At 46.3% G+C, this 13,858-nt stretch carries 7 protein-coding genes; 1 reads left to right on the top strand and 6 read right to left on the bottom strand.

What is annotated here, in order from left to right:
• Positions 1-4: 4 nt before the first annotated feature.
• The 6 genes from MHB49_RS14915 to MHB49_RS14890 form a co-directional block, all read right to left on the bottom strand.
• Positions 5-1,648, bottom strand: coding sequence for an extracellular solute-binding protein (locus MHB49_RS14915; protein WP_405156662.1), 1,644 nt, complete (start codon positions 1,646-1,648; stop codon positions 5-7).
• Positions 1,649-1,767: 119 nt separating this feature from the next.
• Positions 1,768-3,429: a response regulator gene (locus MHB49_RS14910; RefSeq protein ID WP_247902619.1), complete on the bottom strand. Its 1,662-nt coding sequence runs from the start codon at positions 3,427-3,429 to the stop codon at positions 1,768-1,770.
• 4 nt (positions 3,430-3,433) lie between these two features.
• Positions 3,434-5,185, bottom strand: coding sequence for a sensor histidine kinase (locus MHB49_RS14905; protein WP_405156661.1), 1,752 nt, complete (start codon positions 5,183-5,185; stop codon positions 3,434-3,436).
• 76 nt (positions 5,186-5,261) lie between these two features.
• A complete protein-coding gene (locus tag MHB49_RS14900) occupies positions 5,262-6,152 on the bottom strand; it encodes a carbohydrate ABC transporter permease (RefSeq protein ID WP_247902617.1) in 891 nt (296 codons plus the stop codon).
• 15 nt (positions 6,153-6,167) lie between these two features.
• Complete coding sequence (locus MHB49_RS14895) at positions 6,168-7,073, bottom strand: ABC transporter permease (RefSeq protein WP_405156660.1); 906 nt, start codon at positions 7,071-7,073, stop codon at positions 6,168-6,170.
• 225 nt (positions 7,074-7,298) lie between these two features.
• A complete protein-coding gene (locus tag MHB49_RS14890) occupies positions 7,299-11,054 on the bottom strand; it encodes an alpha-L-arabinofuranosidase C-terminal domain-containing protein (protein WP_405156659.1) in 3,756 nt (1,251 codons plus the stop codon).
• A 384-nt stretch (positions 11,055-11,438) separates the two neighbouring features.
• On the opposite strand from MHB49_RS14890, the gene MHB49_RS14885 reads away from it, so the two are divergent.
• The gene (locus tag MHB49_RS14885) at positions 11,439-13,853 is read left to right on the top strand and encodes a family 43 glycosylhydrolase (protein ID WP_405156658.1); all 2,415 of its coding nucleotides are present in this window, start codon (positions 11,439-11,441) and stop codon (positions 13,851-13,853) included.
• Positions 13,854-13,858: the final 5 nt, after the last annotated feature.

Here is a 13,858-nt window from a genome sequence, read left to right as displayed (position 1 = left end):
CTGTTTACTTATTCGCGTTAATGACTTCGTTCACTTCCTGAGTGATCTGGTCACCACCAAGTTTTTTCCAATTGGCAACAAAGTTATCAAACTCGTCAATAGACAGGTTGCCATAGATGATTTTCAGAAACGTCTCAGCACGCAGTTTATCCAGGGTTGCCTGTTTGGTGTTCATGGTTCTCGTTGGAGCGTAGATGAATTCATTCATGACAATGAGGTCGTTATCCCGATAATATTTAATGACACCCTGCGAGCTTTCCGGTCCAAAAATACGTTCCATATGCCACTTATCCAGATTGCCATTGCGGTAATCCATAATATCATCGTAGAACAGCTTCGCTTCAAGCTCTAATCCAGATGTATCTCCCGTTTTGAGCGCCTGCTCGACTTCATCCTGTGCTTTTACGTTTTTGTTGGCAGGCAGATTGGACACAGTCGCATTATGAAAACCAAGTCCGGTCAAGCCGTTCAAATACGCAGCACGCTCTTCCTTGGCTGACTCACCAAACATTTTCTCTGCCTGGAAGTTCAGCAGCTTGATTAACGCTTCCGGGTGTTCATAACCTTTGCGTACGGCAAATATGCCGCCCAAGCTTAGGTGATTCTGTGTTTTGGCAGGCTGATCGTCGATGGATTGAACCGGATAAGGCAGCCAGTCCACGTTTTTATCTTTCTTGATCATGCTGCTAACCTGAAATGGTGCCCATTGCGGCAGGAAGAACATGCCTGACTTGCCTGCATTCACATCTTCCATCATTTTTGTAAAATCCTTAACACCAAACTCAGGGTCAATTACTCCCTTTGAATACAGATTTTGCAGTTCGCGTAATCCTTCCTTCACCTCAGGCTGAATGGTTCCATTGACAACCTGACCCGAGGCATCCTTGATCCAGGTTTCGAGATAACCATGATAACCAAGCAGGAACGCATTAATGGGCAAATCCTTGTTGAGTGCAATACCATACGTATCATTTTTGCCATTTCCGTCCGGATCCTCAAAGGTGAAGGCTTCTGCAATCTTGATCACATCCTGCATTGATTTTGGCGCTTCAAGCCCGACCTTCTTCAACCAATCCTGGCGAATCCAGATCATATCCGAGGAATCCAGCGAGCCCGGGAAACTGACCATCGCGTATATCTTGCCATCCTTGGTTACTGGCTTCAAACCTGCTCCGTCCTCAGCAGACATAAATTCCTTAACGAGATCGGATGCATACTTATCATAGACTTCGGTCAAGTCTTCCAGCATCCCCGCTTCATGCAGCTGTTCAAACTGCACAGCACTCACTTTTAATACGTCCGGCAAATCGCCACTCGCCAGGGTGACATTCATTTTGTCATTATAATTGGCATCCGGGACAATCCAGTCGTAGGTGACATCGATCCCCAACTCATCCTTGTATCCTCTGGTCCAAATATTATTGGCATGTGTATCGCCTTCGGCAAGCGATTCTTTTCCGGTTTCATTCATGGTTGATGTTAGTTTGATGGGTGGATCATATTTCGTAAGCGGACCTCCCGCATCCTGCTGTGTGTTCGGTTGGGCTTCATTCTCAGCACGACCCGTACCCGATGAACAGGCTGCAATCGTAGTTGCCAGAACCATGGTTAACGATAACAATGAGAATTTCTTGAATGACATGTTCATGCGAATCCCCCTTTATTTTCCTCCCATGAGGTATAATTTTATTGTAGTAAGAAAGCGCTATCACTTCGAGTGTACCCCGTTGACATCTGGTATCTTTGATTTACCATTTAAGGATTCATCTAACTTTTTTGATCCCGATATTCTTGTGGCGTGCAGCCTGTAGCTTTTTTGAAGAAACGATAAAAATAATGCTGATCACTAAATCCGACCTTGGCGGATATTTCATGCATTTTGCAGGCAGAGCCAAGCAGTAATTCCTTGCTGCGCTCAATGCGCCGGTCATGGATATAGTCGGATATACCTTTGCCTGTAATGCGTTTGTACCAACGGGACAGATATGAAGGATTGAGGGAAACCTCTTGTGCAATTCGGGTTAGCGAAAGGTCATCCTCCAGATGGTGCTTGATATAATGATGAATGGTAATAAGAATCTGCGACTGATCATGGATGCGTGTAACACTTCTTTTGGAGATGATCCATTCATATGCCGATTGATAGAAGACCACCAGATCAGACCAGGGCGTATGGATGTCAAAATGAAGCATTCGAGACAACGCAATTTCCTCCATTGCTGCTTCGTACAAGCCCAATTCATGAAGAAGCTCAATCAGTCCATTGCCTGCTCCTGAATAGATTTTCATTCGAAAGAATGGGTCCTGCAATCCTTCCTTTGAAGCCTCTGTCCATTTGTGAAAGGACTCCATCCACTCCCTCTCTCCTGCTGCAACATGCTGCTTAATCTGATCCAGATGAAGGGCCGCAATACTCTGTTGATTCAAAATATTGGGACTGTATAGCGAATCATGCTGCACATTGACACGAAGCAGCTTCTCCATCCCAAGTCCCGGGCCCTCGTGGATGGACAGACGCAACTGCGCGATGGCCTGACTTAGCTCCATCCACTCCACCGCCTGCTCGCTCACCATAATGGATACAGACAGATTCAGGCAATCTGCACAGGATTGTTGTACAGACTCCAGCGTTCCATAGACGAAACGCAAGGTTTGTTCCCAGTTCTGCTGTCTGCTGCCATAGTAGCTATTTGAAGATTCCACCGTGGTTTGAATGAAACAGGCGATGACCTGATAATCCAGATCAATGGCTTTGACTTTGGCCTTATCCTGAAGCAGCTCCTCGGCAACATTAGCAACCGCATAGCGAATCAGACTCCGGTCCGCTTGGGATTGATAGTTATTCCACTCCTCAACCCGTATGATGACCGGGATTACAGGCTCATTGGATATGAAAGGCAGCTGCACCGCATCCAATTCCTCCTGAAGCGAAGCGATATCATGTCTTTCTGTTCGCTTTAGAAGATCAAGCAGTAACTGTCTTTGCAGCTGGGGCAGTGCTCTGGGCAGCTTGCTGCGAAACCAGGCATGCTGGTAACGGAAGTCATTTTCCTCCGAAATTTGTGTTAACGCTCGCTCTACCGCAGCGCGAATATGGCTCATGCCTTCTGTCTTCAACAGGTAATCCACCACACAAGGGTTGCGTATCGCTTGGTGCGCATAATCAAATTCGTTATGTCCTGTCAGCAAAAGAACTTTGCACCGTGGCCATCGATCCATAATCTTCTCGATCAGCTCCATGCCATCCATGCCAGGCATACAGATGTCGCTGAGCACGATATCAATTTTGACGGAATTCAACCATTCGATTGCTTCAAAAGCAGAGTATGCCTTAATAATCTCCATATCCTGAAAATCCGCTTTTTGAAAGAAAGCATACAGTCCGTCCAAAATAACGGGTTCATCATCCACAATCAACATCCGCTGCATACAACTACTCCCCTCTCCATGGAATATTTAAAATCATGCATAAACCGCCCAACTCACTGCGCTGCGCATAAAGGCCATAGCCAGTCCCAAACTTGATTCTTAAACGTTGATTCACATTCATCAGTCCCGTAATCTCTTCATTCCCATGTCTCTGGTTGGCAGATTCCTTGAAAGATGCTTGCAGGCTATTCAGGATTTCATCCGTTAATTGATCGCCATCATCCTCTATCCGAATGGACAACGTGTCATGTTCGACTTGATAGGATAATTTCAGAATTCCACCCTGACTTCGTTTGGCAAGGGCATGTTCGAATACATTCTCGACAATTGGCTGAATAATGACTCGGGGAATGGCAATGTCTCGATACTCCCTGCTTAGTTCCTCCAGTTGCAGCTGGACTCTTGAACCAAATCGAATTTTCTGAATAGAAGCATAGACCAAGGCATGATCCACCTCTTCACCGAGCGAAACCTGAGAATGAGAATCCCTGGACATATACCTGAAATATTGGCCCAAATAGTCGGTAAATTCCTGAATCAGTTCAACATTCTCGACCTCGGCCATTTGCTTGATGCTGAACAGGCTGTTATACAGAAAGTGAGGCTGAATCTGGGACTGCAGATGTTTGAGTTCTGCCTCGCTGGTTCGAATCCGGGCAACATAATTTTCATCAATCAAAATATGTAAGCGCTCTATCATGTGGTTGAAGCGAGAGTATAAATAACCGAATTCATCACGTCTGGATTGCGGAATATGAATACTGGTCTGACCTTGCTCCGCCATTCTGAACCCGCGAATGAGTACGGATAATGGCTTGTGGATCGATCTGTAGATCGAAAAGGAGAAGATCATAATGATAACAATGGAGATAACCGTCAACATCCATAACCACAGGTTGTATTGTTCCAAGGGTGCTTGGAGCACATCATTAGGGATCCTGGCCGTCAACGTGAACGAATGGTCGGGATCGTATAGAGAATAGTACAGATAAGAATCGGTTTGAAGTCTCGTAACTTCCATGGATACCGGTGCTTCCGATAATAAATGTTGCAATTGGGCCGCTGAAGCAGGTTCATCGGAAGAGGAGATGACCACATTGTGCTGCTCTCCAAAGCTCAGCGTAATATCACTGCCCCCTGTTTCCGCGAGCTGCTGCAATCTGTGCTTCAGTTCTTCCGCTGACAAGCGGATGCCTAATATAAAATTTGGCGGTTCCTCATGATTCATGTTATACGGATTGCTTTTGAGAAAATAAAGATCGTTATTCGAATAAGACAACTCACCCTCCAGATTTCCCATAGTTGCCAGCAAATCCTTCCATTCTGTATCCTCCACATTGCGAATTCCGTCCACCGCGCTGACCCGTTTATGCAGAGTAGGAACGTAATACACAACATCGCTGATATAAGGACTCGTCACCATGATCTGACTCAGCTTATTATGAATATTATTGAGACTGGAAGTTACCTCATATCTGCTCATAATCGCAGCTCGTGTACTTAGGGTAGACATCGTTTCATCGAACGAAAATTCGGTAACAAGCCCACTCATTCGCTCCAGTTCGAATTGCAGATGATTGTGGTAAAAATACAGCTTCGATTCATGCGCCTTCTCCACTTCCGTCTGCATTTGCTTGGAGCTGGTATGCGTGATCATAATGCTGATTCCATAAAGGGGCAGAATGACGAGCACAAAAGCAATCATCAGTTTAACGACGATGGATGCATTTTTCCAGCCACCCACTGCAAATCTCATTTTCCCTTCACTCCTCTCCTCAACGGCAAAAAGGAGCCGGAAATCGGCTCCCCCCATTGGTTTTCCTTCATCGATCTTATCCCTTTACACTGCCGACAACAAGTCCATGAACGAAATACCTTTGCAGGAACGGATACACGAGCAGAATGGGAATAACGGATAAAAAGATCTGTGATGCCTGCGTCGTTCTATCCGACACCTGACTTAACAGGGTTGCATCCTCCAGGGTCATCATCTCACTCTGAATCATCGTCACTTGCTGGAGCATCGATTGCAGATACGTGGCTAGCGGGTAACCTTCCGGACTTTTCATATAGATCATGCCGTCAAACCAAGCGTTCCAGTGCCCCACCATGGCAAACAGCGTGATGGTTGCAATACTGGGCAATGAAATAGGAAGGTAAATGCTCCATAGTGTGCGGAAATGGCCTGCGCCATCCATCCAAGCCGCCTCTTCCAGTTCCTTCGGCAAACCCCGGAAGAAATTCAGCATAAGTAGCACATTAAAGATCGGAACGGCTCCCGGTAAAATCAGGGCCCAGATCGAATCCAACAGACCTGCTTCCTTAACAACTAGATAACCCGGAATCAATCCACCACTGAACAGCATGGTAAAGACAAAAATCCATGCATAAAACGTTCTGGATCGGAATTTTGCTGCCTCTTTGGAAAGTGGATAAGCAACAAGAATCGTGAAAATCAGGTTGGTCGCAACTCCGAGTACAACGCGGAGAAGACTTGTGCCGAATGAATTTAGAAACTGCTGATTCTCAAGAATGTATTTATACGAAGACAAGGTGAATTCCACCGGCCAAAATGTCACACTCCCCGCCTTGACTGCATCACTTGAACTAAACGAAATCGCTAAAATATTTACAATGGGAAACAGGCATAGCAAGGCAAGAAGGGTCAGGATGACATAATTCAATCCCAGAAACCAACGATAGGCTCTCGAAGCGTGATGCATGTTCTTGCCACCTTTCTAGAAAATCCGGTAATTTGCTAATCGATAGGCGAGGAAATAACCAAGCCCGATAAAGATAAACGAAACGACTGACTTAATAAGACCCAATGCGGTTGATACCGAATACTGTGCATCCTGCAAACCAATCCGATAGATCATCGTATCCAGAATGTCTCCGGATTCATAGACAAGCGGATTATAAAGGTTGAACACTTGGTCAAAACCACCGTTAAGTACGTTACCAAGACTCAGTGTAACCATCAGAATCACGATGGGACGAATGCCAGGCAGCGTAATATGCCAAGTCTGCTTCCATCTTCCTGCTCCATCCATTACAGATGCTTCGTACAGGGATTTATCGATGTTGGTCAGTGCCGCCAAATATATAATCGTGCCAAATCCGAATTCTTTCCATTGGTCCGTAATGACGAGTATGTAAGGAAACCATTCGTTACTGGCCAGAAATTGAACCGGCTCTACACCTACTGCCTTGAGCAGCATATTTACGATTCCTGTACTGGGGGATAATACATCCACAATGATTCCGGCCAAAATGACCCAGGAAAAGAAATGCGGCATATAGATAACCGTCTGAATCGTTCGTTTAAAGCCTGTTCTGCGCACCTCGTTCAGGAGCAGGGCCACAAGTACCGGAATGACCAAACCGGACACAATCTTCATCACGGAAATAAATACGGTATTCCATACGACCTGTCCGAACCCCGGCAGATCAAACAGATACCTGAAATTGTCCAGGCCGACCCAGTTCATATTTTTGAATCCGGCAATGGGAGAGAAATTCTGAAAGGCAATGGAGAGTCCCGCCATCGGAATGTAACCGAATACAATAATGATGATCAGTCCAGGCAATATCATGAGATGAAGCGGCACGTTTCGTATAAATTGTTTGTAGTTGGAACGCATAAGCTGTCTCCTCCTTCAAATTCATTATAGAATCCGTCAGGAATCGGCAATAGTGTAGGCTATTTACTTTAGGTATCTTTTGTTGACTCTCTTCGCGGAACGCCAAAAAACCGCGAGTGTCGCGGTTCTAAGGCTGCAACATATAAATCTGGGGATAACAGCGGTCGGAAGATGGTTCTGACCACGTAGTGACTCGTGTGAAAATGATTGGTTCAACTTATATAATTATTTCCGGACATCCATAACCAGTACATTGACCGAATGGGCAGGAAGCTGCAAGACAACCGAATCATCTTGCAGATGAATCACTTGTTCTTGTGGAACAATTTTCTCATCGTTCTTCTGATTCACGTTGGGAACATGCAGCAATTCTTCATCTCCGCCAAGTGTTATCCATTTCGCAACAGAGGTAACGCTCAGATTCTGAAGGCAAATTTGGGTTGCTTTGTCCACCCCGTCTGCGTTCACCAGCTTCACATACACATGCTGCTCGTCTCTCGTAACGGAATGGAATACATCCCGATTGTACGCTTCCAGCTTGTAATCCAGAATTCTGCTAGTCGTGTGACCATCGGTATAAGAGCAGATCAGATTCTTCCCTGTATCACCACCATAGTTGACGGTAATCGTGTAAATCGTATCGTTCTCCAACGGTTCATAGTTGGCTGCTCGGAGATTTCCCGCTGCTGAACTGGAAGAATAGTCGCCAAGGGTGTAGCCTTCTACACCTTGTTTATATACCTTGATTCCCGTTGCATTGCAGCCATATCCAATCGCGTATTCGATGACATCCTTTTTCTCAGGTGAAATATCCGTCAAACCCACACCAATGGTGAAGCCCTCCTCACCCGATATTCGCTGCATCTCGACTTCCACTTTGTAATTGGTCCATTCATCGTTCAAAAGGTATATCCCGTTCAGACCGCTTGCCTGTGCTTTCAACATCAGGCCTGTTCCTCTCACCAACGTATATCCTGCTGATCCGGGAATCCAATTCCACGCCTTATTTAATGCTGTCTGTTCTCTGAAATCTTCCGCAAACAGCACGCTGCCATCCTGGTTCGATGTGACTGTAATCCGCTTCACTACAATGTCGGCATTGCCTGTCGCAATCTCGATCCCGCCACGTGGAATGAGTTCCATCGGTTGACCCTTGCTGTACGTTGAAAATGAAGTCCTCAGCACCTGCTCACCCACATACTTGGCAAAAAGCTGCTGTACATAGTAATTCGGTGTGTACCATACCGTCTCATCATCAAACCAGATGCAGTCCGGCGTCCAACGATAGGTACCGTCCGTCAACACTTTATTGAACAGTGGCGCATAGGCAGCCAAGCGAACGACGTCTGCATTATTTTCAAATCCGGTCATGACCGCAGCTTCGGCGATTGCACCTGCCAGTGTATTTTTGTCCGTGGACGCATATTCTCCCACAAATACCTTGGAGGTCTCATTCCAATCCATACTGCCGTCTTCATGATACGCGCGCTCATAATAGTTGTACCGATCCACGTTATTCAGCAGATAGTCATTGGAACGATAGTAATGTTCATCGGCAATGGTATCCATATAGTTGTCCTGGTTCTTATACCAAGTGACCGTCTCTTCGATTACCTCATTACCATCTGCAAAAGACACTTGAGCTGATCCGGTCAGATTGCCACTCAGGAATTTCCATCCCTGCTGGTACGCATCATCGTCTGCCTGGGCGCCGACTGTCGATATGATATGAAGCTCATGATCAGGATAATTACGTTTCATATAGTCATCAATTGACGTCTTGAATACTTCAAAGTTGGCAAAAAATTCAGTTCCCCAGTTCTCATTGCCTACCCCAAGATAACGCAGATCAAATGGTTCAGGATGCCCCATGCTGCTCCGCATGGCCGCCCATTCATTGTGTTCAATATCTGTACTGAGCGCGAAATCGATCAGGTCTGTAAAGTTACGGATATAGTAATCCCTCAAAGCCCCACCCGCCGGGTGTGCGTAATCCGAACGTGCCTGACATAGAACACCACAGGCCATGACCGGAACCGGAGCAGCATTCAAGTCTTCTGCCAGTTGGAAATACTCCATATAGCCCAGACCCATCGTCATCATGTAACCCCAGACGTTATAGTTCTCTTTGCGGAGCTCCACCGCTCCCACCGAATCTTTCCAATCGTACACATTGTCCCAAATGAACGATCCTTCCGAAATACATCCCCCTGGGAAACGCAGAAACTTCGGATGCAGATCGATAAGGGCCTGGACCAGATCTTTTCGGAGTCGATAGTTCGGATTCCCGGTGTAGTTGGCATGTGCTGAAGCGGACACTCCCTGCTCTTTCGGATCGGCTCCCCATACATCCTGCGGAATTAACGACACCATGTCTATGGAAATGTCTCCTGCGAAGGTGAGTACCAATTGCCCCAGCGCTGTCTCCGTTCCCGTCAGGGTCACATTCGAATTGGTGATCCCGTACTTCTTCCATGTGTTACCACCTTCAACTTGCAGTGCAACTGTATCACTGATGGCATCACCGTTCCCATCTTGCAATTGAATCGTAATCGTTCCTGCAGATACCGCCTTGGCCCAGACGGTAAAATCATACGCCTCACCCTTCTTAATGGACATGGCACAATGTTGATTGGAATCCGAGAAGCCACGATTACGAATCGTCGCACCAGCCTGAACCGTTACATAATAAGCATTCACTTCGGGGTCTTCCACGTTAAGATGAGTGTTTATTCCATCGGTATGCTGTACGATCATTTTCTCGATATCCCCGGACCAGGCAAACAAAGGATCACGGTTCCGGCCTGTCGAACAACCACATTCGCCAGAGTCATGCGAGTACGTATCGAATGCAAAGGATTCGAACGAGCGGTTCTGAACCAACTCCGCATAGATTCCCCCATCTGCTGCATTGTTGATATCCTCATAGAATAGGCCATACATCACTTCACTAATATCCGTCACCTGCTGGTCCCCATGGATGGTCACGGTATAAGGCGGAAGGTGTTCTGGAACAACAGACACATCAAAACTTTTGTTCAGCGCAATTCCACCCTTGGTTAAGAGTGCATTCAAACAAATCTCCTGTGCCGAGGTCAGAGGTTGAACCTCTCCATTTGCTGACAGAACATCAGGCTGACTTGAGTTCCATTGAACGTTTACTTTACCCCCCAGCAAATCTACAGGCAATGACACATCTTTGGTAATAATCCGGGCTGGAGCAGACAAATATTTATCTCCCGCAAGCTTCACAATCTCTCTATCAGTCAGAGACTCGCACATCACTTCAATTACTTCATGCATGGAAAGAGAGGCTTGATAAATCCGAAAATCGGACAATGAGCCTGCAAAGTCCACATCGGCCGCATACTGAGAGCGTCCAATATAATTTCGGCTATAATTCACAGGGTCCACAAACGAATCAAACCATCTGCGCAGCTTGGCATAATTGCCGCTGGACGTCTGACTGATGGAGCCGTCCGCTACTTTCTCACCATTCACGTATACAACCGGACCCGCACTGCTGCGTGTGCCGCCCTGACTGCCTGCTACTGACAACGCAATATGCATCCATTCCCCACTAGCAAATCCGCGTCCTGGGTCTACAACCAGATCATCACCTGCATATAACGTGCCTCGCATCTGACGAGTCAGAAATAAATAAGGGCTCTTCTCGCCATTGCCAAAGTCGAAAATCCGCTCCCACACGTTTGATCCCTTGCCCAAATGGACCCATGCTGCAACCGTCACTCCGGTGTTGTCGCTTACATTTTGCAGCAAATTCGAAGGCAGCTCCAAATAGGATGTTCCGTTCAATCCTCCGGTAAAAGTCACCGCCCATCTGCCATTCACTTCAGAAATGTGGGGCGATTTCTCTCCTGCAGCGGCTCCAACGTGCCCATTCCCTGAACTATCCTTGCCAATGTCGGCTGCATCTTCAAACTTGTAGTGTGCGATGAGTTGATTGTGAAATGTAGTCATGTTCATTCCTCCTATGTAGCGTAAATTATCGTAGATGAGCTTCCTTTAATTCGAATAAATATAAATTAATTAATAAATATATAAACACATGATCTAATCGTATAGTATCTTATTCCGAGTAAAGATTTCAATCCCAAAATCACAAAAAAACGTTATATCATAGGAATTTTCTCGAATACATCGCTCTTTTGTCTCTCTCCCTTTCCATCCTAAAGACAACCTAACCCTGATATTTATAGTTTACAAATATATAAACTGGTTGATAATATAACAAATGAAAGCGCTTGATTATATGTGGCACTTAAAGGAGGGCTGTCCAGCCAGTTAACGTTTGCGGCAGTGAATAGGCTATTTTCATTTCAGGTATTGGGAAAGGGGAAACATATGAAACGTTATTGGGTAAGCGTACTTAACATTTCTGTACTGAGCACTGCATTATTTACGACAACAGCTTTGGCTCCCGTCTCCGTATTGGCGGACAGTCCGGGGGCAATCAGTTCCAACCCGCAAGTTTCCACATCCAATGAGAATACAGCTCCAGCATTCAGGAATGTCTCCGTTCATGACCCTTCCGTTATTAAGGTGGGTGATATCTTTTATATTTTTGGTTCACATCTTCAAGTAGCCAAATCCAAAGATTTGATGAATTGGGATTCGGTCGCCTCCGGGGTTACGGATGACAATCCTGTTGTGCCCAATGTAACCAAAGAATTTGCTGAAGCCCTGCAATGGGCACAGACCGATACGTTATGGGCCGCAGACGTCATTCAGTTGGCGGATGGCAAATTTTATATGTACTACAATGCGTGCAAAGGGGATTCCCCCCGCTCTGCTTTAGGCGTTGCTGTGGCAGACAACATTGAGGGGCCTTATAAGGATCAGGGGATTCTGCTCAAATCCGGCATGTGGGATGAGATCAGTGAGGATGGCACCATATACGATGCAACCGTTCATCCGAATGTGGTCGATCCCGATGTATTTTTCGATAAAAACGGCAAGCTCTGGATGGTATACGGTTCCTATTCCGGGGGGATTTTCATCCTGGAGATGGACGAAACGACGGGGAAACCACTCCCTAATCAGGGTTATGGCAAAAAACTGACCGGAGGCAATCACAGCCGAATTGAAGCACCTTATATGCTCTATAGTCCCGAAACCGACTATTATTATCTGTATCTGTCCTATGGCGGATTGGGTGCTGACGGGGGATATAATATTCGGGTAGCTCGCTCCAAAACACCTGACGGTCCTTTCCTCGATGCCGAAGGAAACGATATGATCAACGTCAAGGCAGACAAGGACAAACCCTTGTTTGATGACCGCTCAATCGAGCCTTTTGGCGTCAAATTACTAGGCAACTTCCTGTTTCAAAGACAAATCGGAGACCCAGGCAAAGGTCAAGGTATCGGCTATGTATCGCCAGGACATAACTCCGCTTATTACGACGCTGATACAGGAAAACAATTTTTGATCTTCCATTCCCGCTTTCCAGGGCGCGGAGAAGAGCATGAAGTCCGTGTACATGAGATGCATATGAACTCGGAAGGATGGCCTGTCATTTCTCCTTACCGCTATGCGGCATTAGAAGAAAACACTGCCCAACTGACAACTCAGGATATTGCTGGTCAATACAACTGGGTGAATCACGGGAAGGAAATCACGGCTGAGATCAAATCTTCACAGACCGTTCAGTTTACAGCGGATGGACAGATTAGTGGTGCGGTGACGGGAACATGGAGCCTTGAAGCAGACAATCAGGTGCAAATCACATCAAATAATGTTGTATATAAAGGTGTCTTCACGCATGAATGGGAGCCGGATTCCCAGAAGACCATTCTGACCTTTAGCGCTCTCTCCTCCTCTGGCGTAGCAATCTGGGGAAGTCAGAAGGCTGCAATGAAGGATCAGGATGTTGTTAATGCAGTGAAAAAGGATCTGAGCATCGGCGACACGAGCAATGTATTCTTCAACCTGTCCCTCCCAACCAAAGGAACACGTGATGCAGAGATTACGTGGAAATCTTCCAATACCTCTGCGCTGTCCGCTACGGGAGTAGTAAATCGCCCTCGCACGGGTAAGGGAGATGCCAAGGTTGCATTAACCGCAACGATCCGCAAAGGTAGTGCGGTAAGTTCCAAAACGTTTAACGTTATCATTCCACAACAAGCGGTAAGTCCACTGCTTGGAGAATATACGTTTGATCAAAAGAAACTTGCAAAAATCGCACAGGATTTCAGCAAAAATGAATATCATGGCCAAGCTTTTAATGTGACGACTTCTGCGATTAGCAGCAAGAACCAGGCTGCTGCTTTTAACGGAACCAACAGCTACATCCAACTGCCCGGAATTATTACCGACACGACGGATTTCACCTTTAGTGCATGGGTCAACTGGAGTGGCGGCGGAGCCTGGCAGCGAATTTTCGACTTTGGAAATGGCCTGACCAGACATATGTTCCTTACTCCCGTCCAGCATACTGGCGCTCTGCAATTCACCATTCATGATCAGGGACGTGATCAAAGTCTGATTGCTGCTGAACCACTGCCCTCCAATCAATGGGTGCATGTCGCTGTTACTCTCCAGGGAGATACCGGCACTCTATATGTGAATGGAAAAGTCGTAGCAAGCAGCACGGAAATCACGTTTAACCCGAAGAATCTGCAAGTGACGGAAGCTTATTTGGGCAAAAGCCGTTATACAGCCGACCCCTTTTATAAAGGCTCGCTGGATAATGTAAAAGTATATGATAAAGCTTTGACCTCCGCGGAAATTCAGCGTCAGGCCAAAGAAAAGCCTTAATTCAT

The organism is Paenibacillus sp. FSL K6-0108, assembly GCF_045040695.1.
GTDB classification, from domain to species: Bacteria; Bacillota; Bacilli; order Paenibacillales; family Paenibacillaceae; genus Paenibacillus; species Paenibacillus pabuli_B.
This window is presented reverse-complemented; position numbering and strand designations above follow the sequence as displayed.

Bases quoted from the DNA above. Each gene is read 5' to 3' on its own strand.
- MHB49_RS14915 (WP_405156662.1), bottom strand. From the start codon at position 1,648: ATGAACATGTCATTCAAGAAATTCTCATTGTTATCGTTAACCATGGTT.
- MHB49_RS14910 (WP_247902619.1), bottom strand. From the start codon at position 3,429: ATGCAGCGGATGTTGATTGTGGATGATGAACCCGTTATTTTGGACGGA.
- MHB49_RS14905 (WP_405156661.1), bottom strand. From the start codon at position 5,185: ATGAGATTTGCAGTGGGTGGCTGGAAAAATGCATCCATCGTCGTTAAA.
- MHB49_RS14900 (WP_247902617.1), bottom strand. From the start codon at position 6,152: ATGCATCACGCTTCGAGAGCCTATCGTTGGTTTCTGGGATTGAATTAT.
- MHB49_RS14895 (WP_405156660.1), bottom strand. From the start codon at position 7,073: ATGCGTTCCAACTACAAACAATTTATACGAAACGTGCCGCTTCATCTC.
- MHB49_RS14890 (WP_405156659.1), bottom strand. From the start codon at position 11,054: ATGACTACATTTCACAATCAACTCATCGCACACTACAAGTTTGAAGAT.
- MHB49_RS14885 (WP_405156658.1), top strand. From the start codon at position 11,439: ATGAAACGTTATTGGGTAAGCGTACTTAACATTTCTGTACTGAGCACT.